Source organism: Cupriavidus alkaliphilus (genome assembly GCF_900094595.1).
In the GTDB taxonomy this organism is placed as follows: domain Bacteria; phylum Pseudomonadota; class Gammaproteobacteria; order Burkholderiales; family Burkholderiaceae; genus Cupriavidus; species Cupriavidus alkaliphilus.
Genome location: NZ_FMAD01000006.1, coordinates 345,083 through 366,851 on the forward strand (window position 1 = coordinate 345,083; position 21,769 = coordinate 366,851).

A 21,769-nucleotide genomic window follows, 5' to 3' on the forward strand; every position below is an offset into this window, starting at 1 on the left:
CCGGGACGTTTGACCGATAAAAACAAGCTGCAGCACAGACTGAAACGGCATCGAACCGGAGCTTGCGCATGCCCGCAGCAAGACGTGCCATCCCCATCCAGCCGTTGCCGGCGGGCGCCGAGTGGCATATCGCCGGCATCGTGGTCCATGCTCTTCCCGCCAGACTGCCGCAGGTGCGTGCGGCGATCGACGCCATCACCGGCGCCGAGATCCATGCCGCCAGCGACGCCGGCAAGCTCGTCGTCACCCTCGAGGCGCCCACCTCGCGCGCCATTGCCGCGCACCTGACCTACCTGCACCAGCTCGACGGCGTGCTGTCCGCGGCGCTGGTCTACCAGCACAACGAAGACGCCGAGGCAATGAACGAGGAGATCGCCCGATGAAACTCTCTCGTCGTGACTTCATCAAGCAGACCGCGGTGGCCGCAACGGCGTCAGTCGCCGGGGTGACGCTGCCCGCGGGGGCCGCCAACATGGTGACCGACAGCGAGGTAACCAAGCTGAAGTGGTCCAAGGCGCCCTGCCGCTTCTGCGGCACCGGCTGCGGCGTCACGGTGGCGGTGCGGGACAACAAGGTGGTGGCGACCAACGGCGATCCGCAGGCCGAGGTCAACAAGGGCCTGAACTGCGTCAAGGGCTATTTCCTGTCGAAGATCATGTACGGGCAGGACCGGCTGACCAGGCCGCTGCTGCGCATGAAGAACGGCAAGTACGACAAGAACGGCGAATTCGCCCCGGTCACGTGGGAGCGCGCCTTCGACGAGATGGAGCACCAGTTCAAGCGCGTGCTGAAAGAGAAAGGCCCGACCGCGGTTGGCATGTTCGGCTCGGGCCAGTGGACCGTGTGGGAAGGGTATGCCGCGTCCAAGCTGATGAAGGCCGGGTTCCGCTCCAACAACCTCGATCCCAATGCGCGCCACTGCATGGCGTCGGCCGTGCAGGGCTTCATGCGCACCTTCGGCATGGACGAGCCGATGGGCTGCTACGACGACTTCGAAGCCGCCGACGCCTTCGTGCTGTGGGGCTCGAACATGGCCGAGATGCACCCGATCCTGTGGACCCGCATCACCGACCGCCGCCTGAGCCATCCGAAGACGCGCGTGGCGGTGCTGTCGACCTTCACGCACCGCTCGTTCGACCTGGCCGACATCCCGGTCATCTTCAAGCCGCAGACCGACCTGGCGATGATGAACTACATCGCCCACTACATCATCAAGAACAACAAGGTCAACAAGGACTTCGTCAACAAGCACACCGTGTTCAAGGAGGGCGTGACCAATATCGGCTATGGCCTGCGCCCGGAACATCCGCTGCAGAAGGCGGCCACGCACGCGGCCGATCCGGGCGCTTCGCGCCCCATCACCTTCGACGACTTCGCGCGCTTCGTCGCCAAGTACGACGCCGATACCGTCAGCAAGCTGTCGGGCGTGCCCAAGGCCAAGCTCGACCAGCTGGCCGAGCTCTACGCCGACCCCAATATCAAGGTGATGTCGCTGTGGACCATGGGCTTCAACCAGCATACGCGCGGCAGCTGGGCCAACAACATGGTCTACAACCTGCACCTGCTGACCGGCAAGATCGCCACGCCGGGCAACAGCCCGTTCTCGCTGACGGGACAGCCGTCGGCGTGCGGAACCGCGCGCGAGGTAGGCACCTTCTCGCACCGGCTGCCGGCCGACATGGTGGTGACCAACCCCAAGCACCGCGAGGAAGCCGAGCGCATCTGGAAGCTGCCCCCCGGCACCATCCCCGACAAGCCCGGCTACCACGCCGTGCTGCAGAACCGCATGCTCAAGGACGGCAAGCTCAACGCCTACTGGGTGCAGGTCAACAACAACATGCAGGCCGCGGCCAACCTGATGGAAGAGGGCCTGCCGGGCTACCGCAACCCGCAGAACTTCGTGGTGGTGTCCGACGCCTATCCCACCGTGACCGCGCTGGCCGCCGACCTGATCCTGCCCAGCGCGATGTGGGTGGAAAAGGAAGGCGCCTACGGCAACGCCGAGCGCCGCACGCAATTCTGGCACCAGCTGGTCGATGCGCCGGGCGAGGCGCGCTCCGACCTGTGGCAGCTGATGGAATTCTCCAAGCGCTTCAAGGTCGAGGACGTGTGGCCGGCCGACCTGATTGCGAAGAAGCCCGAGTATCGCGGCAAGACTTTGTTCGACGTGCTCTACCGCAACGGCCAGGTCGACAAGTTCCCGCTCAAGGAAATCGACGCCGACTACCACAACGCCGAGGCCAGGGCCTTTGGCTTCTACGTGCAGAAGGGGCTGTTCGAGGAGTACGCCAGCTTCGGCCGCGGGCACGGCCACGACCTGGCCCCGTTCAACGCCTATCACGAGGCGCGCGGCCTGCGCTGGCCGGTGGTCAACGGCAAGGAAACGCGCTGGCGCTATCGCGAGGGCAGCGACCCGTACGTCAAGGCCGGCACCGGTTACCAGTTCTACGGCAACCCCGACGGCAAGGCCGTGATCTTTGCCCTGCCCTACGAACCACCGCCCGAATCGCCCGACCAGGAATACCCGTTCTGGCTGGCCACCGGCCGCGTGCTCGAGCACTGGCACTCCGGCTCGATGACCCGGCGCGTGCCGGAGTTGTACCGCGCCTTTCCCAACGCGGTGGTGTTCATGCACCCGGAAGACGCGCGCGCCATGGGACTGCGCCGCGGCGTGGAGGTGGAGGTGGTGTCCCGGCGCGGGCGCATGCGCTCGCGCGTGGAGACCCGCGGGCGCGACGCGCCGCCGCGCGGGCTGGTGTTCGTACCGTGGTTCGATGCCAGCCAGCTGATCAACAAGGTGACGCTGGACGCCACCTGCCCGATCTCGCTGCAGACCGACTTCAAGAAATGCGCGGTCAAGATCGTCAAGGTCTAGCCAGGAACCGAACAGGGAGACGCCATGAAGCCAAGCCGATCCTGGATACCGCTGCTGGCGCTGTGCGCGCTGCTGCTGGGCGTGCTGGCGCCGCAGGCCGCCGCCCCGGCACGCGCGCAGGGCCTGGTCGACGCGATGCGCGGGCCCACGCCCATCGCCAATGAACCCAAGGCGCCGCTGCTCTACCCCACCGAGAACAAGGACATCCGCCGCAACCGCAACTACACCATGCAGCCGCCGACGATCCCGCACAAGATCGACGGCTACCAGGTCGACAAGGACTTCAACCGCTGCATGTTCTGCCACGCCCGCACCCGCACCGAAGAAACCCAGGCGATCCCGGTCAGCATCACCCACTACATGGACCGCCACAACAATGTGCTGGCCGAGGTCTCGCCGCGCCGCTACTTCTGCACCCAATGCCACGTGCCGCAGGCCGACGCCAAGCCGCTGGTGGGCAACACCTTCGTCGATGTCGAGCAGCTGCTCAAGCGCAAGCCCGGCGCCAAGGGCTCGTCCAACTAGCGGGTGCGCGCCATGCTCGACCTGATCAAGCGTTACTGGCGGACCATCAACCGGCCCAGCGCGTACTTCAGCCTGGGCTTCCTGACGCTGGGCGGCTTTATCGCGGGGGTGGTGTTCTGGGGCGCGTTCAACACCGCGCTGGAGCTGACCAACACCGAGCAGTTCTGCACCGGCTGCCACGAGATGCGCGACAACGTCTACCAGGAGCTGCAGGGCACCATCCATTTCACCAACCGCAGCGGCGTGCGCGCCAAGTGCTCGGACTGCCATGTGCCGCACAACTGGACCACCAAGATGGCGCGCAAGATGCAGGCGTCCAAGGAGGTCTGGGCCAAGATCTTCGGCACCGTCGACACCCGCGAGAAATTCCAGGCGCACCGGCTCACGCTGGCCCAGCACGAGTGGGCCCGCTTCAAGGCCAACGATTCGCTGGAATGCCGCAACTGCCACGACTACCAGTCGATGGACTTCACCCGGCAGAGCCCGCGCGCGCAGGCCATGCACTCGACCTACCTGGCCAACAAGGAGAAGACCTGCATCGATTGCCACAAGGGCATCGCTCACCATCTGCCCGACATGTCCAAGGCCGAGGTGAAATGACGCCTGCCGCCGCGCCCGTGCTCAGCGCCAGCGGCCTGGCGGTGTCGCGTGCCGGCCGCACGGTCCTGCAAGGCATCGACTTCGGCCTGGCACCGGGCGGACTGCTGCAGGTGCTGGGGGCCAATGGCAGCGGCAAGACCACGCTGTTGCGCGTGCTGTGCGGCCTGGCCAGCGCGGATGCCGGCACGCTGCAATGGCACGGCCGTCCGCTGCGCGCTGGCGACCCCGGGTTCCAGCAGGCGCTGGCCTACCTCGGCCACGCCAACGGCATCGACATCGACCTGACCCCGGCCGAAAACCTGCACTTTGCCGCCCGCCTCGCCGGCCGCCATGCCGATGCCGGCCAGCGCGCCGCCAGCGTCGCGCGCGCCCTCGCGGCGCAAGCGCTGGAGCGCGTCGCGCAGGTGCCGGTGCGCACGCTGTCGCAAGGCCAGCGGCGCCGCGTCGCGCTGGCGCGGCTGGCGCTGGCGCCACGCATCCTGTGGCTGCTGGACGAACCGGTCACCGCGCTGGATGCCGACGCTTGCGCGCGCTTCCAGCGCCAGCTCGACGCGCACCTGGCCGCGGGCGGCATGGCCGTGATCGCCACGCACCAGCTACTGCCCGGCGGCGGCGCGGTGCTGCGCCTGGGCGGAGCTGTTTGATGGGCATGCCGGGCACGCTCGCCGCCATCGTCGCGCACGATGTCTCGCTGTCGTGGCGGCGGCGCGGCAGCCTGCCTGGCGGCGTAGTGTTCTTTGTCATGGCCGCGAGCCTGTTCCCGCTGGCGATCGGGCCGGAGCCGCAGCAGCTGCGCGCGCTGGCGCCGGGCATCCTGTGGGTGACGGCGCTGCTGGCCTCGATGCTGTCGCTGTCGCGCCTGTTCGCGCAGGAGCATGCCGACGGCAGCCTGGACCAGTTGCTGCTGTCGCCGCATCCGCTGGCGCTGCTGGTGCTGGCCAAGATCGCCGCGCACTGGCTCACCAGCGGGCTGCCGCTGCTGGTGCTGACGCCGCTGCTGGCGCAGCAATACGGGTTGCCGTCCGGCGCCGCGCTATTGCTGGCGGCATCGCTGCTGGTCGGCACCCCGGCGCTGAGCCTGATCGGCGCGGTGGGCGCGGCGCTGACGCTGGGCCTGCGCGGCGGCGCGGTGCTGCTGTGCATCCTGGTGCTGCCGCTGTGCGTGCCGGTGCTGGTGTTCGGCGCCGGCGCCGCGGCCGCCGCCGATGCCGGGCTGGACGCGACGGCGCAGTTCTCGCTGCTGGGCGCGTGCCTGGCGCTGTCGCTGTTCCTGTGCCCGCTGGCCGCCGCCGCCGGGCTGCGCATCGCCATGGAGACTCCGGCATGAGCCAGCCGCTGCCATCGCTGCCATCCGCGCCGCGGCGCATCCCGCCACCGGCCCGCGCCCGCCGCGCCTGGCTGGCCTATGCCGCGCCGGTGCGCTTTTACCCGCTGGCCGGACGCATGGCGCCGTGGTGCTTCGCCGCGGCGGCGGTATGCGCGCTCGCCGGCCTGTATGTCGGCTTCGGCGTGGCACCCACCGACGCCCAGCAGGGCGAGGTCTACCGCATCATCTTCATCCATGTGCCGGCGGCATGGATGTCGATGTTCATCTACCTGGTCATGGCGGGCTACTGCGCGCTGGCACTGGTGCTGCGCACGCGGCTGTCGTCGATGATGGCGTCGGCGCTGGCGCCGACCGGCGCGCTCTTCACCGTGCTGGCGCTGTGGACCGGCGCGCTGTGGGGCCAGCCCACCTGGGGCACGTGGTGGGTGTGGGACGCGCGGCTGACCTCCGAGCTGATCCTGCTGTTCCTGTACCTGGGCTTTATCGCGCTGGAGGCCGCCATCGACGAGCCGCGCCGGGCCGAGCGCGCCTGCGCGGTGCTGGCGCTGGTCGGGGTGGTCAATATCCCGGTGATCTATTTCTCGGTGCAGTGGTGGAACACGCTGCACCAGGGCGCCTCGGTCAGCCTGACCGCGGCGCCGACGATGGCCGCCACCATGCTGGCCGGCATGCTGCTGATGACGCTGGCCAGCTGGATGTACACGGTGGCGGTGGCGCTGGTGCGCGTGCGCTGCATCCTGCGCGAACGCGGCGAGGTGCCGCACGGCCCGGCCGCGGCTGACGGAAGCCGCGCATGACCCTGTCCGCGCTGCTGCCCTCGCTGCTGACCGACGGACGCCACGGCATCTTCATCGCCGGCGCGTTCGGCGTAAGCGCGCTGCTGTTGGCGCTGGAACTGGCGCTGCTGGCGCGCCGCAGCCGGGCCTCGCGCCGGCAAACGGATTGGGAAGCCGAGCGATGACGCCGCGCCAGCGCCGCCTCGGGCTGCTGGCCGCGGCCCTGGCCTGCTGCGGCATCGCGGCGGCGCTGGTACTCAATGCCTTCCGCGCCAACCTGGTGTTCTTCTTCAGCCCGAGCCAGGTGGCCGCGCACGAGGCGCCGGTGGCGCGCAGCTTTCGGCTGGGCGGGCTGGTCGCGCCGGGGTCGATCCGGCGCGAGGGCGACGGCATGACGGTGCGCTTCGTCGTGACCGACACCGCGCGCGAGGTGCCGGTGCAGTATCGCGGCCTGCTGCCCGACCTGTTCCGCGAAGGCAAGGGCGTGGTCGCGCGCGGCCAGCTGCGCGCGGACGGCATCTTCATCGCCAGCGAGGTGCTGGCCAAGCACGACGAGAACTACATGCCGCCCGAGGCCGCCGATGCACTGAAGCAGGCCGGCCAGGCCAACCCGCGCATGGCGGGGGCCATGGCCGCGCAAGAGGTGCGCCGGTGATCGCCGAGCTGGGCCACTTCACGCTGATCGTCGCCCTGCTGGTGGCGCTGGTGCAGGCGGTGGTGCCGCTGGCCGGCGCGGCGCGCGGCCGGCTGGCATGGATGGCGCTGGCGCGCCCCGCCGCGCGCGTGCAATGCGGGCTGGTGGCGCTGTCATTTGCCGCGCTGACCTGGTCCTTCGTCGACCACGACTTCAGCGTGCGCTACGTCGCCGCCAACGCCAACAGCGCGCTGCCGCTGGCCTACCGCATCGCCGCGGTGTGGGGCGGGCATGAAGGGTCGATGCTGCTGTGGACGCTGATGCTGGCGCTGTGGTCGCTGGCGGTGTCGGTGTGGGGCCGGCAGCTGCCGCTGGCCGTGGTGGCCCGCGTGCTGGCGGTGATGGGCGCGATCAGCGCCGGCTTCCTGGCGTTCCTGCTGTTTGCCTCCAACCCGTTCGTGCGCTTGCTGCCGCCGGCGATGGAAGGCCGCGATCTCAACCCGCTGCTGCAGGATCCCGGCATGGTGTTCCACCCGCCGCTGCTGTACATGGGCTACGTCGGCTTCTCGGTGACCTTTGCCTTTGCCGTGGCGGCGCTGCTGGCCGGCCGTGTCGACGCGGCCTGGGCCCGCTGGTCGCGCCCGTGGACCACGGTGGCGTGGGCCTTCCTGACGCTGGGCATCATGCTCGGCAGCGCCTGGGCCTATTACGAGCTGGGCTGGGGCGGCTGGTGGTTCTGGGACCCGGTCGAGAATGCCTCGTTCATGCCCTGGCTGGCCGGCACCGCGCTGATGCATTCGCTGGCGGTGACCGAGAAGCGCGGCGCGTTTCGCGCGTGGACCGTGCTGCTGGCGATCTTCACATTCTCGCTAAGCCTGCTCGGGACCTTCCTGGTCCGCTCGGGCGTGCTGAGCTCGGTCCACGCCTTCGCGGTGGACCCGAAGCGCGGCATCTTCATCCTGGCGCTGCTGGGGCTGGTGACGGGGCTGGCGCTGGCGCTGTATGCGTGGCGCGCGCCGGCGCTGGCGCGCCGCGTGGCGTTTGCGACGGTGTCGCGCGAGTCGATGCTGCTGGCCAACAACGTGCTGCTGGCGGTGGCCGCCGCCACGGTGCTGCTGGGCACGCTCTACCCGCTGCTGGTCGATGTGCTCGGACTGGGCAAGATCTCCGTCGGTCCCGCCTATTTCGAGCAGGTGTTCGTGCCCCTGATGGCGCCCGCGGTACTGCTGATGGGCGCCGCACCGCTGGCGCGCTGGCGCCACGGCGACCTGCCCGGCATGGCGCGCCGGCTGCGCTGGGCCGCGGTGGCCAGCGCCGCGCTCGGCGCGGGGCTGCTGCTGGTTTTGCGCAATGCCTCGGCGCTGAGCGGACTGGGGCTGCTGCTGGCGGCCTGGTGCGTGCTGAGCGCGGTGGCCAGCGTGGCAGCGCGGCTGCAGCACCAGCACGGCCGCCGGCTGGCGGCGCTGCGCCAGTTCACGCCCGGCTACTGGGGCATGCTGCTGGCGCACGCGGGCGTGGGCGTCTTCATCGCCGGCGTGACGCTGGTGTCCGGCCAGGAAAGCCTGCGCGAGCTGCCGATGCGCGCCGGCGACAGCGTCAGCGTGGGCGGCTATGCGTTCCGCTTTGCCGGCGTGACGCAAGCCGGCGGCCCCAACTACGACGCGCTGCGCGGCACGCTGGTGGCCTCGCGCGACGGCCGGCGCGTGGCGGTGCTCCATCCCGAGCGGCGCATCTACCGCAGCCAGGACATGCTCACCACCGAAGCGGCGATCGACAGCGGCGTGACGCGCGACCTCTACGTGGCGCTGGGCGAGCACGTCGGCAACGACGCCGACGGCAGCGCCTGGGCCGTGCGCATCCACGTCAAGCCCTTTGTCGGCTGGATCTGGGGCGGCTGCGTGCTGATGGCGCTGGGCGGCCTGCTGGCGGTGTGCGACAAGCGCTACCGGCTGCGCCGCCGCGCCACCGACGCGGTCAACGCGCCGGCCGCAGCCGATGCACCGGCGATGCCGGCATTGACCTCGGTCCGCGAGGAGACGCCCGCATGACGCGCTTCCTGGTGCCGCTGGCCGCCTTCCTCGCCATCGCCGTGGCGCTGGCCGCGGGCCTGCGCCACGATCCGCGCGAGCTGCCGTCGCCGCTGGTGGGCAAGGCTGCGCCGGCGTTCCGCCTGCCGCTGCTGGCACCCGAGGGCCGCACGCTGGCCAGCACCGACCTGCGCGGCAAGGTCTGGCTGCTCAACGTGTGGGCCTCGTGGTGCGCGGCCTGCCGCACCGAGCATCCGCTGCTGGTGGACTTTGCCGCGCGCGCGCCGGTGCCGCTGTACGGCCTCAACTACAAGGACGACGCCGGCGCCGCGCGCGACTGGCTGCGGCGCCTGGGCGACCCCTATGCCGCGTCGCTGGTCGACGCCGACGGCCGGGTCGGCATCGACTACGGCGTCTACGGCGTGCCGGAGACCTTCGTCATCGATCAGAACGGGGTGGTGCGCTACCGCCAGGTCGGCCCGGTCACGCGCGAGGTGCTGGAGCGCAAGCTGGTCCCGCTGATCGAGCAGCTGCAGCGGCAGGGAGATGGCCATGCATAGCCGCGCCCTCGCCGCGTGGCTTGCCGCGGCGCTGAGCGGCGTGGCGCTGCACGCGGCGGCGTTGAGCGAAGCCGAGCTCGACGCACGCGTGCATGCGCTGTCCGGCGAGCTGCGCTGCCTGGTCTGCCAGAACCAGACCCTGGCCGACTCCAACGCCGAGCTGGCGGTGGACCTGCGCCGCCAGATCCGCGCGCAACTGCGCGACGGCGCCAGCGACGCCGCCATCAAGGATTACCTGGTGCAGCGCTACGGCGACTTCGTGCTGTACCAGCCGCCGCTGCGGCCGCTGACGTGGCTGCTGTGGTTCGGGCCGCTGTTGCTGCTGGCCGCTGCCGTGGCCGCCATCGCGCGGGCGCGCTCGCGCAGACCCGACGCCGGCACCCCGGCTGACGCGCCGCTGGACGCCACCGCGCAGCGCCAGCTTGCGGACTTGCTGGATGCCTCGACCAGGGAGCGCCGCCCGCCATGACCACCTTCTGGCTGCTGGCCGCGGCGCTGATCGCCGCCGCCACCACGTGCCTGCTCTGGCCGCTGTTGCGCCACCGTGCGCCGGCCGCCGTGGCCGGCCCGGCCACGGCCGAGCGCGCGCTGCTGGTCGACCTCTACCACGACCAGCTGGGCGAGCTCGACCGCGACCTGCATGCCGGCACCCTGAGCGCGGCACGCCATGCCGAAGCCCGCGATGAACTGGGGCGCCGGCTGCTGGACGAGGCCGCCGGCACCAGCGCCCGCCCTGCCGGAGCGGGCCCCGCGCCGCTGCTCGCCGCGCTGTTGCTGGCGGCGCTGCCCAGCGCCGCCATCCTGCTCTACCTGCATCTGGGCAACCCGGTGGCACTGTGGCGCGCCGACGACCTGCCCGCGGCCGGCGGCAGCGAGCACCAGCTCAGCGGCGCGCAGGTCGAAGGCATGGTGAACCAGCTCGCGCAGCGCCTGCGCGAGGCACCCGGCGACGCGCAGGGCTGGGCCATGCTGGCGCGTTCGTACAGCGTGCTGGAGCGCCATGCCGATGCCGCGGCTGCCTACGCGCGCGCGGTCGAGCTGGCGCCGGAGGTGGCGGCGCTGCGCTCCGATTACGCCGACGTGCTGGCCACGCTGAACGGCGGCGTGCTGGACGGCGCGCCGATGGCGCAGGTGCGCCAGGCGCTGGCGCTCGATCCCGACGACCCCAAGGGCCTGGCGCTTGCCGCCGGCGCGGCGGCGCAGCGCGGCGACCGGCGCGCGGCCATCGGCTACTGGGAACATCTGTACCGCCTGCTGCCGGCGGATTCGCAGACGGCGGCGCGCATCGCCGCCAACCTCGCGGCCGCGCGCAGCACGCCCGCCGCGGCGCCGGCCGCGGCCATCAGCGGCATGGTGACGCTGAGCGAGCAGGCCGGGCGCGCGCCGCAAGCGGGCGACACGCTGTTCGTCTATGCCCTGCCCGTCGACGGGTCGCGCATGCCGCTGGCAGTGCTGCGGCGCCAGGCACGCGACCTGCCGCTGTCGTTCACGCTGGACGATGCCATGGCGATGCGCCCCGACCATCGGCTCTCGGGACAACCGCAGGTGATGCTGGAAGCGCGGATTTCCGCCAGCGGCAGCGCCTTGCCGAAGGCAGGCGACCTGGTCGGGCGCACCGGGCCGGTGGCGCTCGGCAGCGAGGGCGTGCGCATCGCCATCGACGGCAGGATCGAAGGCAACCCGGCGCCGTAGCAGCTCAGGCCGGCTACGCCGCCCTCAGGTTGGCCAGCATGTCGGCCACCATCTCGCGCAGTCCGTACTGCGCCCGCCAGCCCCAGTCCGCGCGCGCGACCGCGTCGTCGATCGAATCCGGCCAGCCCTGCGCGATCGCCTGGCGATAGTCCGGTTCGTAGCGGATCTGGAAGCCCGGCACCTGCTCGCGGATGGCCGCGGCGATCTGCGCCGGGGTAAAGCTCATGCCGGCGATGTTGTAGCTGCCGCGCTCGTTGAGGCGGTGCGCCGGCGCTTCCATCAGTTCGATGGTGGCGCGGATGGCATCGGGCATATACATCATGGGCAGGGCCTCGTCTTCGCGCAGGAAGCAGGTGTAGGGCTCACCCTTCACCGCCGCATGGAAGATGTCGACGGCATAGTCGGTGGTGCCGCCGCCGGGCGGGGTCTTGTGCGAGATCAGGCCGGGATAGCGCACGCTGCGCACGTCGACGCCATGGTTGGCGTGATACCAGCGGCACCAGCCCTCGCCCGCCTGCTTGGAGATGCCGTAGACCGTGGTCGGCTCCATCACGGTCTGTTGCGGCGTGTGCGCGGCCGGCGTGGTCGGGCCGAAGGCGGCGATCGAGCTGGGCCAGAACACCCGCTCCAGCCCGGTCTGCCGCGCCAGCTCCAGCACGTTGAGCAGGCTGGTCATGTTGAGGTTCCAGGCCCACTGCGGCGCCTTCTCGCCGGTGGCGGACAGCGCCGCGGCCAGCAGGTAGACCTGGGTGATGCCATGGCGCTCGACCACCGTGGCCAGCTCGCCGCGGTCGGTGGCGTTGAGCATTTCGTGGGTCAGCTGCACGTGGCGGCCGGTCGGCACCACGTCGGAGGTGATCACGTTGCCGCGGCCGTAGCGCTCGGCCAGGGCCAGCGCCAGCTCGGACCCGATCTGGCCATTGGCACCGACGATCAGGACCTTGGGGTTGCCTGCTTCCATCAGATCAACCCCAGTTCGCGGCCGGCCTGGCCGAAGGCGTCCAGCGCCGCCTGCAGCGTGGCCTCGTCATGCAGCGCGCTCATCTGCACGCGGATGCGCGCCTGCCCCTTGGGCACCACCGGATAGAAGAAGCCGACCACGTACACGCCCAGCTCCAGCAGCCGCTGCGCCAGCTGCTGCGCCTTGTCGGCGTCGTAGACCATGATCGGGATGATGGGGTGGTCGCCCGCCTTGACGTCGAAACCCAGCTGGTCCAGCCCGGCGCGGAAGAAACTGGTGTTGCGCTCGAGCCGGTCGCGCAGCTCGGTGCTGCCTTCGAGGATATCGAGCACCGCGATCGACGCGCCCACGATCGCCGGCGCCACCGTATTCGAGAACAGATACGGCCGCGAGCGCTGGCGCAGCAGCGCCACCACTTCCTTGCGCGCGCTGGTGAAGCCGCCCGACGCGCCGCCCAGCGCCTTGCCGAGCGTGCCGGTGATGATGTCGATCTTGCCGAACACGCCGCGCGCCTCGTGCGTGCCGCGGCCGCGCTGGCCCATGAAGCCGGTGGCATGGCATTCGTCGATGCCCAGCAGCGCGCCATACTCGTCGCACAGCGCGCGCATGGCGTCCAGGCGGGCCACGGTGCCGTCCATCGAGAACACGCCGTCGGAGAACACCAGCGTGTAGCGCGCGCCGTCCGCGCGCGCCTGTTCCAGCTGCGCGCGCAGGTCGTCCATGTCGTTGTGCTGGTAGCGGTAGCGCCGCGCCTTGGACAGACGGATCCCGTCGATGATCGAGGCGTGGTTGAGCGCATCGCTGATGACCGCGTCTTCCGCGCCCAGCAGCGTTTCGAACAGCCCGCCATTGGCATCGAAGGCCGAGCCGTAGAGGATGGTGTCCTCGGTGCCGAGGAAGTTCGACAGCCGCGCCTCCAGCGTCTTGTGCAGGTCCTGCGTGCCGCAGATAAAGCGTACCGAGCTGAGGCCGAAGCCATGCGTGCGCAGCGCTTCGTGCGCGGCCTCGATCACGCGCGGGTGCGACGACAGGCCCAGGTAGTTGTTGGCGCACAGGTTGATGACCTCGCGTCCGTCGCTGGTGCGCACGCGCGCGCCCTGCGGCGTGGCGATCACGCGCTCGTTCTTGTACAGCCCGGCGTCGCGGATGGATTGCAGCTCGTCGCGGATGGACGCATAGAACGCCTGGGCATTCGGCATGGCTTGGCTCCGTTAGGGTCGAGGGTGGCTGTCGGGTGTGCTACGATCCGATCGATAAATCGAACACGTTCTGTATATCGAACGTTTTGCGCAATATAACGAACATCATTCCATGACGCAAGCCCTGGTACAGACCCCGCAGGCCGACGGGCCGCCCGCCGTCGGCATGGCGCTGCAGGCGCTGCGCCAGCAGCAGCGGCTGTCGCTCGATGAACTGTCGCGCCGCGCGGGGGTTTCCAAGTCGATGCTGTCGCAGATCGAACGCAACCTGGCCAATCCGACCGTGGCGGTGCTGTGGCGCCTGGCCAATGCGCTCGGCGTGAGCCTGACCGACTTCCTTGCCGGCGGCGCCGCGGAGCCTCCCGGCGGCGGCATCACCGTGGTCCAGCCGCACGCGATCCCGTCGCTGAAGAGCCCCGACACGCGCTGCGACCTGCGCATCCTGGGCCCGATCGATCTGGCCGGACGTTTCGAGTGGTATGAGCTGACGATCCAGGCCGGCGGCGTGCTGTCCTCCGAGCCGCACGAGACCGGCACCCAGGAACACCTGTCGGTGCTGAGCGGATCGATGACGGTGCGCGCGGGCGCCGATGAGAAGAAGCTGCGGCACGGCGAGACCGCGCGCTATGCGGCCGATGTCGCACATGCGATCTCCAATGGTGGCAAGACCACGGCCACCGCACTACTGGTTGTAGTGCATCCGGGGTAAGGCGGGCAAGGAAGGCGGCGGCGCCCGCCTACCCCCCAGGGTTGTTCAGCGGGCGCCGAACAAACGTTTCACACGCTCCCACAGCACGCCGAAAAACATTGTCACCGGGTTCAGGCGCACGGCCTGGTTGCGTTCGGCCTCGCTGAGCGTGGGGTCCATCCTGCGCGACACCGACTTGCCGAAGTCGGCGATCATCCGCCGCACGAAGTCGCGCACCAGCCCCGAGCGCGAGAACTGGGCCAGCGGCCCTTGCAGCGAATACTGCAGGTCAACCGCAACTTCGGTTTCGCCGGCGGACAAGGCCCTGAGCGCATAGGCGATATCGCCCGCGGCCTTGGAATTGCTGAGCGAGTCCTGCCCCGCCCCTTTCAGCACGCCGCGCTGGTTTGCATCATCGCGCTGCAGGCGCGCGGCGCCCTCGAACCTTGCCGACATGGGGCCGAACTTGATGGCGATATGGCCCCTGACCTTTTCCCCCGCCACTTCCGTCAGCACCGCGCCCGGCAGGCAGCCCGCCACGGCCGGCAGGTCCGCCATGAAGGCCCATACGTCCTCCAGCGCATAGGGCACGGTAAAGCTGCCTTCAATGCGCGACCAACCCTTGCGGTCGGCCGAACGTTCCGGCTCGGCACTGCCCGCCGCAGCCAGGTGCGCCTGCGTGCCGAGCGCTTCAGCCGCGACGGTGAAACCCGCAAACGGCATCGTGGCGGCGGCCGCGCCGGCATGCCGTGCAATCACGCCGGCGGCTGTGCGGCGTGCATCCAGTACCGAACGGATGGCGGCAACGATGCCCATATAGCCGGTGCAGCGACACAGGTTGCCGGACAGCTCATGGCGGATGGTGGCCTCGTCGGCATCGGGCAGGCGCAGCACGATATCGCGCGCGGTGGCCAGCATCCCCGGCGTACAGAAGCCGCACTGCAGCGCGTGATGCCGGTTGAAGGCGGCACGCAGGTCGGCCATGACCGCGTCGTCCTCGTAGCCCTCCACCGTGACGATCTCGGCGCCCTGGCAGGCGGCGGCAAAGGTGATGCACGAGCGCACCGGCTTGTCGTCCACCAGCACGGTGCAGGCGCCGCACACGCCGTGCTCGCAGCCAAGGTGGGTGCCGGTCAGGCGATGCGTGTCGCGCAGGTAGTCGCCCAGGTGCGTCCGGTCCGCGCACGCGCCGGACACCCGGCGGCCGTTGACGGTGAATTCGATGGTCTGCACGGGACGCTCCTCAGTTCAGCAGTTGCGTGACGCAGCGCATCACGACGGTTCGGTACAGCTTGCGGTCGATGGCGTCCTTGCCCGGCGCGGCCTGCGCGACGGCTTCGGCAACGGCATCGGCCGTCAGCGCGGCCGCGCCCTGCGCCGCCACGGCGCGCGTCAGGCCGGGCAGCACCATGGGCGGACCGTCCAGCGCGCCGAGCACGATGCGGGCGAAGCGGCGGCTGGCGTCGAAGTAAGCGGCGCAGCTGGCCTCGGCGAATTCGCCGGTCTTGCGGCACAGCTTCTGGTAGCCCCAGCGGCTGTGCGCGGTCTTCAGCGGCACCCGCACTGCGGCGATCAGCTCGCCGTCGGCGAGAACGGTGGTGTAGGCGCCGATCATGAACGACTCCATCGGTACTTCGCGCATGCCGGCCGCGGATGCGATCTCGATGCGCGCGCCCAATGCGGTCATTGCCACGACCCAGTCGGCCGCCGGATCCGCATGCGCGAGGCTGCCGCCTACGGTGCCACGATTGCGGATCGCCCGATAGGCGATGCCGCCGGCAACGGCCTGCAGCAGGGTGCCGCGCAGCGGTTCGAACACGCCGTCCTCGATCTGCGCGTGGGTGACGCAGGCGCCGATGCGGATGCCGTCAGCGGCTGCGGTCACGTCGCGCAATTCGCGCAGCGCCGACACATCGACCACCGTATCGGGCCGGGTCAGGCGCAGGTTCAGCATCGGCCCCAGCGATTGCCCGCCGCCCATGGCCTTGGATACATCGGTACCCGCGCCCAGGCGGGACAGCGCCTCCGGCAGCGAGCCGGGCGCGTGATAGGAAAATGCAACGGCTTTCATCGGTCAGGCAGCCTTCCGGTTATGCGCATCGGCCTCGGCCGCCTCCAGCGCTTCCAGGAGCTTGCGCGGCGTCAGCGGCGTCTCCTTCAGCTCGACGCCGAAATCGCGCAGCGCGTCGTTGACGGCATTGAAGATGGCCGCTGGCGGCGCGATCGCCCCGCCCTCGCCCATGCCCTTGGCGCCGAACTCCGTATGCGGCGAGGGCGTCTCGAAATGATGGATGCGGATCGACGGGATCTCTGTGGGTCCCGGCAGCATGTAGTCCGCCAGCGTCGACGCCAGCGGCTGGCCATTGCCGTCGTAGTGCATGGCTTCGAACATCGCGGTGCCGATGCCCTGTGCCACGCCGCCGTAGGTCTGCCCTTCCACGACCATCGGGTTGATCATGGTGCCGCAGTCCTCCACCACCACGTAGTCGAGGATCCCGACGTGGCCGGAGTCGATATCGACTTCCACAGCCACGGCATGCGTGGCGTAAGTGAAGCTGCCGGTATCGACAGCGGGCTTGAAGCCCATCGTGATTTCCAGCCCCTGCGCGTCGACGTCCGGCGGCAACAGGTGCGGGTTGATGTACCAGGCGTTGGCGATGCGCGCGATATCGGCGGTGTCCGCATCCCCGGCGGCCACGGCGCCATCGCGGAACGCCACGGCGTCCTGCGGCTGGCCAAGCAAGTGCGCGCCGATCTTCAGCAGACGCGGCAGCAGTGCCTTGCACGCACGCGATACCGCGCCGCCCGACATGACCAGCGAGCGCGAGGCATACGTGCCGGTCGAGAATGGCGTCAGTCCGGTGTCCCCGTGCACCACCTTGATCCGCGCGATATCGATGCCAAGGATCTCGTTGGCAATCTGCGCAAAGGTGGTTTCCATGCCCTGCCCGTGCGAATGCACGCCCACGCGCACCTCCAGTCCACCGTCCGGCGTGATGCGCACCGTCGCAGAATCGAAGCCCGGGATCACCGGCGTGCCCCACGCGGCGAACACCGAGGTGCCGTGCGCCGATTGCTCGGTGTAGGTGCCGAAACCCACGCCGATATAGGTGCTGCCCTGCGGCCCCGCCTTCTGGCGCGCACGGATCGCGGGCAGGCCGATCATCTCCATGGCCTTGCGTACGCTGGCCGGATAGTCGCCGCCGTCGAAATGCTTGTTGGTGACGTTCACATAGGGCATGGCCTCGGGCGGCACCAGGTTTTCGCAGCGCACCTCCCACGGCTCGCGTCCCACTTCGCGGGCGATGGCGTCGATCATCAGCTCCATCGCAAAGCAGACCCCGGTACGCGCCACGCCGCGATAGGGTACGAAGCCCGGCTTGTTGGTCGCCACGCAAGTGGTTTCGCAGCGGTACCCGTCGAAGGCGTACGGCCCCGGCAGGTTGCCGATCGCCTGCCCCGGCTCCAGGCCGATGGTAAACGGCCAGACCGAGTAGGCGCCGCCATCGATCACGATCTTTGCATCCAGCGCCAGCAAGCGGCCGCGCGCATCGGCATACGCGGTCAGGTCGTAGTGGTGCTCGCGCGAGTTCGCGCCGGCGGTCAGGTGCTCGCGCCGGTCCTCGATAAAGCGGAACGGGCGCTTGTAGGTCAGCGCCAGCCACGCGATGCACAGCTCTTCCTGCTGCAGCACGCACTTGTAGCCGAAGGCACCACCCACGTCGGGCGAAATCACCCGCACGCGCTCCTGCTCCAGCCCCAGGCAGTGCGCCAGGATCGTGCGGATCATGTGCGGCACCTGCGTCGCGCTGTAGACCACCAACTGGTCGAACTGGTGGTCCCAGTAGGCCAGCACCGCCTTGCCTTCCATCGGCACCATGCACTGACGCGCCAGGTCGATCTTGCGGCGCACCACGACCGTGGCCTCGCGCTGGCGCGCCTCGAAGTTCTTGTCGGCGGTCAGCGTCAGGAAGGTGTTGTCGCGCCAGTGGTCATGCACGCGCAGCTCGCGGGCAAGCTGGCGGGCCTGGGTCACGTCGGCCAGCGCGGGCAGTTCGTCGAACGACACGGCAACCTGCTCGGCGATGTCTTCCGCCTCGGCGCGCGTGGGCGCGAACGCCATCGCCACCGGTTCGCCAACGAAGCGCACCTTGCCGCTGGCCAGTGGCGGCTGTGCCGAGGGCTGGTAGGACGGGAAGGCCGAATCGGCGACGATGTCGCTGGCCGCCGTCATGTCTTCACGCACGATCACCGCAGCGGCGTGCCGGGACGGCTTGGTTACCGACAGCAGCCGGGCGTGCGCGACCGGGCTGCGCAGGAACGCCACTTCCTGCAAGTCCGGCATGGCGATGTCCGCGACGAAGCGGCCCTTGCCGTGCAGATGGCGGGCGTCTTCCTTGCGCGCCACGCGCGCGCCGACTCCCTGGCCGCGCGCGCTTTCCGGGTGATCCGGTTCGATCGACGATGTCATTGCCTTGTCCGTTCCGATGATAAGCGTGGCTTATTCAGCATACTGACCAAAATCCTATGAAAATGCGGGCGGCCCTGTCAATTGCGGCTTTACCGCATCCCGGCACGCCGCCATGCCGTTGCGGGCACCTATTCCCGCACGCCGATGGCGGCAAGCCCCTCCGCCCGGGTGGCGACCGTTGCGTACTTCTGCGCCATGTCGAACAGGTTGGCCTCATGCGGCCCCAGCGCGCGGTCGCCCACGCAGTCGGACAGCACCAGTGGGCGGAAGCCGTACTGCATCGCATCGACCACGCTGGCACGCACGCACCCGCTGGTGACGGCACCGGCCACGACAAGCGTGCGCACGCCGCGCTGCGTCAGCCACGCCGCCAGCGATGTGCCGAAGAACGCTGACGGCACGGACTTGCGCACCACCAGTTCGCCCGGTTGCGGCGCCAGTTCTGCCACGATGGCGCTGTTGAAGGCATGCTCCGTCAGCGTCAGCATGTTCGGCACCTTCATCGAGAAGACGTTGTGGTCCGCGCCATCGTCGGCGTACACGATGCGGCTGTGCGCGATGGGCCAGCCTTCGCGCCGCGCCACCGCGAGCAGCGGCACGGTATTGGCAATGGCCTCGCGGATATTGCCGCCGCCGAATATCGCCGGATCGGCGAAGCCGTTGACGAAGTCCACGATCAGCAACCCGAAGGGCTCGGCCAGCTCCAGCGTATTGCCGAAGCCCTGGCGCTGGTACGCGCCGCTTTCCTTGAGCATCATGACTTGTCCTCCGGGTAGCGGAAACCGTCGGTCACCTTGCCCGCGGTCACCATGTCGACGCCGTCGAGGCGCACGGTGCAGCGGCGCACGGGGATGTCGATATGGCAGGCCGTGGTGCGATGGCCGCCGGCCTCGTTGTTCGGACCGAGCGAGAACAGGAAGTTGCCCTCGAAAGCGCGCGCATCCATGCCGATGGTGGCCTCTCGGTCGTACAGGCCCAGCGTGGACCAGTGCGCGCGCGGCTGCAACCCCCAGCCGATATGCGAGATGGCATAGGCTTCGGGATCGTTGAACGACGCCATGTATTCGCTCAGCAGTTCGGCATGTAGCCCGCCTTCGATGCGCGTCGCAAAGCCTGCTTCTACCGTCAGACGGATCGGTTCGGTGACGTAGGTCTTCTGCGGCAGCAGGATGTCCCCCTGGTCCAGCACGATGGTCCCGTAAGCGGCGCCTTCGTTCGGCCAGGTCAGTGCGAAGCCGCTGGGCCAGTGGTCCCAGCGCCCGGGCTCGTCGACAAAGCCGTACTCGCTGATGGCGGGGAATTCACCCAGCGGGCAGCGCAGGTCGGTGCCGGCGGGCGAGATGACCTGCATTTCCTGCGCGTCTGCCAGCCGCTGCGAAGCCGCCTTCACGCGTTCGCGATCGGCTTCGCAGGGCACCATGCGCGCCAGCACTTCGGGCGGCTCGACGGCCAGCAGGATCCTGGTTCCGCCCAGCAGGATCTCGTGCTGCTCGGGCGAGAACAGCAGTGTCATCAGGTCCAGCACCAGGTCGCTCGCCTTCAGCGCAGCGATGGCCGCCGGGTTGCCGGTCAGCGGCGTGGTGCCGAGGTAGGCGAGCGAATCGCGGCTCAGTGCCTTTTCGCCATTGACGGGCGGCAGGTCAAGCCGGTTGACGATGGCGCCCATCGACTGCGTGGCGGTGAGCGCGGTGGACAGCGTCTGTGGGTGGGTGGCGGCACTGGTCAGGATGGTGACGGTCTGACCCGGCTCCAGCCGGGACAGCCGCAGCACCTTGCGCCAGGCCTCGATCATCTGGTGGTCGCTTACCGGCATGTCGGCTCCTTGTTCGTCATTGCAACAGCGGCGCGCCGAGGAAATCCTCCAGCGCCGCGTAAAAGCCCGCTTCGTCGTCCCACGGGACCATGTGGCCCGCATTGGCGACGTGACTGACCAGCACGCCTGGCAGCAGCGCGCGAATCTCCGCGACGTCTTCGGGCCGCACCACGTCGCCGCGCCCGGCGGTCATCAGCAATGTGGGCACCCTGACCCGCGGCATGTCGGCATGGATGTCGTCACGGTGGAAATCTTCGAAGCTGCGCACCACCGCCTCTTCATTGCAGGTGTGCAGCCATTCGGCGCGCAGGCGCAACTGCTCGTCGGTCCAGGTCGGGCAGAAGCGGCGCATGCCCTCCAGGTCGGTGCCTTGCCGGGACAGCCTGATCGAATCGACGTACCACGAAAGCTGCGCCGGATACGGGCGACGGCCGGGCCCCGAGACGGGCGGATCGACCATCACCAGCCGCGCCAGTCCGCTCGGCTGTCCCGCCGCGGCACGCAGGCCGATCCGTGCGCCCATCGAATGGCCAACCACGCTGTAGCGCGGCAGGCCCAGCGCTTCGGCAAAGGCCGTTATGTCGCGCGCCTGTGCATCCAGGCCGTAATCGAGCTCCGCCTCCGCCGACGACAGCCCGCGGCCGCGCACGTCGACGATATAGGTGTCGAAGCGCGTGCCGAAGCGCTCGCCGACAAAGCCCCACGTGATCGCGGGGCTGGTAATGCCCGGCACGACAATGACGGCATCACGCGCGGCACGCTCCGCTGCATTGCCGCCGTAGCGCAGGTAGTGCTGCCTGATGCCGTTGGCGTGGACGTGGCCTCCGTAAAGGAAGGTGCTCATGGCCGCTCCTCAGTAAGCGCCGGACAGCAGCGCGCCCGCGCCCGGCACAACTGGCTGCAGATCCAGCGCGCGGAGCATCGCGTAGGTGGTAGCAATGGCGGCGGTGAGCACCGGCTTTCCGGTCATCGCCTCGACCCTCGCCACGGCCGGGAGCGACGGCATCTGCACGCAGGCAGACAGCACGATCACGTCGGCGTCGTGCGTGTTCATCTGCGCGACGATGCCCGGCAGGCGCGCGGGATCATGGCGGCCGACTTCCAGGTTGTCGGGAATTTCCAGCGCGCGGTAGTCCACGACTTCATAGCCCTCGTTGCGGATGTAGTCCACCACCAGTTCGGTCAGTGGCTTCATGTAGGGCGCGACCACCGCAATGCGCTTCGCGCCCATCACCTTGAGCGCATCCACCAGTGCGCCGGCACTGGTGATGACAGGGGCATCGCCGCCGTTGGCCGTGGTGTGCGCCTTCAGGCGCTGTTCGGACTGCCGGTGGTAGCCATGGCCCATCGCCATGATCGCGACCAGGCACGCATAGCCGAGCACGTCGACGCGGGCATCGCTTAGTTCCACCGCGCAGCGGTCGGACTCGGCATCCATTGCCGCCAGCTCTTCCTTGACCACCTTCTTCATCCGCATGCGGCTAGAGTGGAAGGTGAAGCGCTCCGGGCGGATCTGCTGGCGCGCCATCAGCATGGCGGGGATTTCGGTTTCCATCGTCGTGTTCGAACTGGGGACGATCTGGCCGATACGAAGGACTTTTTGCATTGGGGGTTCCCGGTG

The 21,769-nt window shown here is 69.4% G+C and carries 23 protein-coding genes; 14 read left to right on the top strand and 9 right to left on the bottom strand.

Annotation, left to right across the window (positions count from 1 at the left end):
* Nucleotides 1-68 precede the first annotated feature (68 nt).
* From GA0116996_RS15380 to ccmI, 13 genes are read left to right on the top strand one after another with little or no spacing between them, the layout of a single operon-like run.
* Nucleotides 69-383, top strand: coding sequence for a chaperone NapD (locus tag GA0116996_RS15380; protein ID WP_092313156.1), 315 nt, complete (start codon nucleotides 69-71; stop codon nucleotides 381-383).
* Entirely contained in the window at nucleotides 380-2,875 is a 2,496-nt protein-coding gene (gene napA, locus GA0116996_RS15385; protein ID WP_092313158.1) for a periplasmic nitrate reductase subunit alpha, read from the top strand. The genes GA0116996_RS15380 and napA overlap by 4 nt, the downstream gene beginning before the upstream one ends.
* A 24-nt stretch (nucleotides 2,876-2,899) precedes the next feature.
* Entirely contained in the window at nucleotides 2,900-3,400 is a 501-nt protein-coding gene (locus GA0116996_RS15390; protein WP_092313161.1) for a nitrate reductase cytochrome c-type subunit, read from the top strand.
* A gap of 12 nt (nucleotides 3,401-3,412) precedes the next feature.
* Nucleotides 3,413-4,000, top strand: a complete 588-nt coding sequence (locus tag GA0116996_RS15395) for a cytochrome c3 family protein (protein WP_112775016.1) — start codon at nucleotides 3,413-3,415, stop codon at nucleotides 3,998-4,000.
* On the top strand, nucleotides 3,997-4,644 hold the full coding sequence (ccmA, locus tag GA0116996_RS15400) for a cytochrome c biogenesis heme-transporting ATPase CcmA (protein WP_092313168.1): 648 nt from the start codon (nucleotides 3,997-3,999) through the stop codon (nucleotides 4,642-4,644). The genes GA0116996_RS15395 and ccmA overlap by 4 nt, the downstream gene beginning before the upstream one ends.
* Nucleotides 4,645-4,649: 5 nt before the next feature.
* A complete protein-coding gene (gene ccmB, locus GA0116996_RS15405; RefSeq protein WP_092313378.1) occupies nucleotides 4,650-5,327 on the top strand; it encodes a heme exporter protein CcmB in 678 nt (225 codons plus the stop codon).
* Nucleotides 5,324-6,124, top strand: a complete 801-nt coding sequence (locus GA0116996_RS15410; protein WP_092313171.1) for a heme ABC transporter permease — start codon at nucleotides 5,324-5,326, stop codon at nucleotides 6,122-6,124. The genes ccmB and GA0116996_RS15410 overlap by 4 nt, the downstream gene beginning before the upstream one ends.
* Nucleotides 6,121-6,288, top strand: a complete 168-nt coding sequence (gene ccmD, locus GA0116996_RS15415) for a heme exporter protein CcmD (protein ID WP_092313174.1) — start codon at nucleotides 6,121-6,123, stop codon at nucleotides 6,286-6,288. The genes GA0116996_RS15410 and ccmD overlap by 4 nt, the downstream gene beginning before the upstream one ends.
* Entirely contained in the window at nucleotides 6,285-6,758 is a 474-nt protein-coding gene (gene ccmE, locus GA0116996_RS15420; protein WP_092313177.1) for a cytochrome c maturation protein CcmE, read from the top strand. Before ccmD ends, ccmE begins: the two co-directional genes overlap by 4 nt.
* Nucleotides 6,755-8,785 (top strand): heme lyase CcmF/NrfE family subunit, encoded by a 2,031-nt coding sequence (locus tag GA0116996_RS15425; RefSeq protein WP_092313180.1) that lies wholly within the window; start codon nucleotides 6,755-6,757, stop codon nucleotides 8,783-8,785. Before ccmE ends, GA0116996_RS15425 begins: the two co-directional genes overlap by 4 nt.
* A complete protein-coding gene (locus GA0116996_RS15430; protein ID WP_092313183.1) occupies nucleotides 8,782-9,324 on the top strand; it encodes a DsbE family thiol:disulfide interchange protein in 543 nt (180 codons plus the stop codon). Before GA0116996_RS15425 ends, GA0116996_RS15430 begins: the two co-directional genes overlap by 4 nt.
* A complete protein-coding gene (locus GA0116996_RS15435) occupies nucleotides 9,317-9,793 on the top strand; it encodes a cytochrome c-type biogenesis protein (protein ID WP_092313381.1) in 477 nt (158 codons plus the stop codon). Before GA0116996_RS15430 ends, GA0116996_RS15435 begins: the two co-directional genes overlap by 8 nt.
* Nucleotides 9,790-11,016, top strand: coding sequence for a c-type cytochrome biogenesis protein CcmI (gene ccmI, locus GA0116996_RS15440; RefSeq protein ID WP_092313186.1), 1,227 nt, complete (start codon nucleotides 9,790-9,792; stop codon nucleotides 11,014-11,016). The genes GA0116996_RS15435 and ccmI overlap by 4 nt, the downstream gene beginning before the upstream one ends.
* 13 nt (nucleotides 11,017-11,029) lie before the next feature.
* Here the strand turns inward: ccmI and GA0116996_RS15445 are convergent, their stop codons facing one another.
* Nucleotides 11,030-11,977, bottom strand: a complete 948-nt coding sequence (locus GA0116996_RS15445) for an L-threonine 3-dehydrogenase (RefSeq protein ID WP_092313189.1) — start codon at nucleotides 11,975-11,977, stop codon at nucleotides 11,030-11,032.
* A complete protein-coding gene (kbl, locus tag GA0116996_RS15450; RefSeq protein WP_092313192.1) occupies nucleotides 11,977-13,176 on the bottom strand; it encodes a glycine C-acetyltransferase in 1,200 nt (399 codons plus the stop codon). Before kbl ends, GA0116996_RS15445 begins: the two co-directional genes overlap by 1 nt.
* Nucleotides 13,177-13,288: 112 nt before the next feature.
* Between kbl and GA0116996_RS15455 the strand changes: the two genes are divergently transcribed.
* The gene (locus GA0116996_RS15455; protein ID WP_092313194.1) at nucleotides 13,289-13,885 is read left to right on the top strand and encodes a helix-turn-helix domain-containing protein; all 597 of its coding nucleotides are present in this window, start codon (nucleotides 13,289-13,291) and stop codon (nucleotides 13,883-13,885) included.
* 45 nt (nucleotides 13,886-13,930) lie between these two features.
* Here the strand turns inward: GA0116996_RS15455 and GA0116996_RS15460 are convergent, their stop codons facing one another.
* The 7 genes from GA0116996_RS15460 to GA0116996_RS15490 form a co-directional block, all read right to left on the bottom strand.
* On the bottom strand, nucleotides 13,931-15,097 hold the full coding sequence (locus tag GA0116996_RS15460) for a xanthine dehydrogenase family Fe-S subunit (protein WP_092313197.1): 1,167 nt from the start codon (nucleotides 15,095-15,097) through the stop codon (nucleotides 13,931-13,933).
* 10 nt (nucleotides 15,098-15,107) lie between these two features.
* A complete protein-coding gene (locus GA0116996_RS15465; protein ID WP_092313200.1) occupies nucleotides 15,108-15,935 on the bottom strand; it encodes an FAD binding domain-containing protein in 828 nt (275 codons plus the stop codon).
* Between the two features lie 3 nt (nucleotides 15,936-15,938).
* The gene (locus GA0116996_RS15470; protein WP_092313203.1) at nucleotides 15,939-18,335 is read right to left on the bottom strand and encodes a xanthine dehydrogenase family protein molybdopterin-binding subunit; all 2,397 of its coding nucleotides are present in this window, start codon (nucleotides 18,333-18,335) and stop codon (nucleotides 15,939-15,941) included.
* Between the two features lie 128 nt (nucleotides 18,336-18,463).
* Complete coding sequence (locus GA0116996_RS15475) at nucleotides 18,464-19,090, bottom strand: N-carbamoylsarcosine amidohydrolase (RefSeq protein WP_092313384.1); 627 nt, start codon at nucleotides 19,088-19,090, stop codon at nucleotides 18,464-18,466.
* Nucleotides 19,090-20,148: a 2,5-dihydroxypyridine 5,6-dioxygenase NicX family protein gene (locus GA0116996_RS15480; protein WP_092313206.1), complete on the bottom strand. Its 1,059-nt coding sequence runs from the start codon at nucleotides 20,146-20,148 to the stop codon at nucleotides 19,090-19,092. Before GA0116996_RS15480 ends, GA0116996_RS15475 begins: the two co-directional genes overlap by 1 nt.
* A 16-nt stretch (nucleotides 20,149-20,164) precedes the next feature.
* Nucleotides 20,165-20,992, bottom strand: coding sequence for an alpha/beta fold hydrolase (locus GA0116996_RS15485; protein ID WP_092313209.1), 828 nt, complete (start codon nucleotides 20,990-20,992; stop codon nucleotides 20,165-20,167).
* A gap of 9 nt (nucleotides 20,993-21,001) precedes the next feature.
* A complete protein-coding gene (locus GA0116996_RS15490) occupies nucleotides 21,002-21,754 on the bottom strand; it encodes a maleate cis-trans isomerase family protein (protein WP_092313212.1) in 753 nt (250 codons plus the stop codon).
* Nucleotides 21,755-21,769 lie beyond the last annotated feature (15 nt).

Excerpts from the sequence above, each read along its gene's own strand:
- GA0116996_RS15395 (WP_112775016.1), top strand. The coding sequence starts at position 3,413 with ATGCTCGACCTGATCAAGCGTTACTGGCGGACCATCAACCGGCCCAGC.
- ccmD (WP_092313174.1), top strand. The coding sequence starts at position 6,121 with ATGACCCTGTCCGCGCTGCTGCCCTCGCTGCTGACCGACGGACGCCAC.
- GA0116996_RS15380 (WP_092313156.1), top strand. The coding sequence starts at position 69 with ATGCCCGCAGCAAGACGTGCCATCCCCATCCAGCCGTTGCCGGCGGGC.
- GA0116996_RS15480 (WP_092313206.1), bottom strand. The coding sequence starts at position 20,148 with ATGCCGGTAAGCGACCACCAGATGATCGAGGCCTGGCGCAAGGTGCTG.
- GA0116996_RS15430 (WP_092313183.1), top strand. The coding sequence starts at position 8,782 with ATGACGCGCTTCCTGGTGCCGCTGGCCGCCTTCCTCGCCATCGCCGTG.
- GA0116996_RS15470 (WP_092313203.1), bottom strand. The coding sequence starts at position 18,335 with ATGACATCGTCGATCGAACCGGATCACCCGGAAAGCGCGCGCGGCCAG.
- ccmB (WP_092313378.1), top strand. The coding sequence starts at position 4,650 with ATGCCGGGCACGCTCGCCGCCATCGTCGCGCACGATGTCTCGCTGTCG.
- GA0116996_RS15490 (WP_092313212.1), bottom strand. The coding sequence starts at position 21,754 with ATGCAAAAAGTCCTTCGTATCGGCCAGATCGTCCCCAGTTCGAACACG.
- ccmI (WP_092313186.1), top strand. The coding sequence starts at position 9,790 with ATGACCACCTTCTGGCTGCTGGCCGCGGCGCTGATCGCCGCCGCCACC.
- GA0116996_RS15445 (WP_092313189.1), bottom strand. The coding sequence starts at position 11,977 with ATGGAAGCAGGCAACCCCAAGGTCCTGATCGTCGGTGCCAATGGCCAG.
- GA0116996_RS15465 (WP_092313200.1), bottom strand. The coding sequence starts at position 15,935 with ATGAAAGCCGTTGCATTTTCCTATCACGCGCCCGGCTCGCTGCCGGAG.
- kbl (WP_092313192.1), bottom strand. The coding sequence starts at position 13,176 with ATGCCGAATGCCCAGGCGTTCTATGCGTCCATCCGCGACGAGCTGCAA.
- GA0116996_RS15485 (WP_092313209.1), bottom strand. The coding sequence starts at position 20,992 with ATGAGCACCTTCCTTTACGGAGGCCACGTCCACGCCAACGGCATCAGG.
- napA (WP_092313158.1), top strand. The coding sequence starts at position 380 with ATGAAACTCTCTCGTCGTGACTTCATCAAGCAGACCGCGGTGGCCGCA.
- GA0116996_RS15435 (WP_092313381.1), top strand. The coding sequence starts at position 9,317 with ATGCATAGCCGCGCCCTCGCCGCGTGGCTTGCCGCGGCGCTGAGCGGC.
- GA0116996_RS15455 (WP_092313194.1), top strand. The coding sequence starts at position 13,289 with ATGACGCAAGCCCTGGTACAGACCCCGCAGGCCGACGGGCCGCCCGCC.
- GA0116996_RS15475 (WP_092313384.1), bottom strand. The coding sequence starts at position 19,090 with ATGCTCAAGGAAAGCGGCGCGTACCAGCGCCAGGGCTTCGGCAATACG.
- GA0116996_RS15390 (WP_092313161.1), top strand. The coding sequence starts at position 2,900 with ATGAAGCCAAGCCGATCCTGGATACCGCTGCTGGCGCTGTGCGCGCTG.
- ccmE (WP_092313177.1), top strand. The coding sequence starts at position 6,285 with ATGACGCCGCGCCAGCGCCGCCTCGGGCTGCTGGCCGCGGCCCTGGCC.
- GA0116996_RS15410 (WP_092313171.1), top strand. The coding sequence starts at position 5,324 with ATGAGCCAGCCGCTGCCATCGCTGCCATCCGCGCCGCGGCGCATCCCG.
- ccmA (WP_092313168.1), top strand. The coding sequence starts at position 3,997 with ATGACGCCTGCCGCCGCGCCCGTGCTCAGCGCCAGCGGCCTGGCGGTG.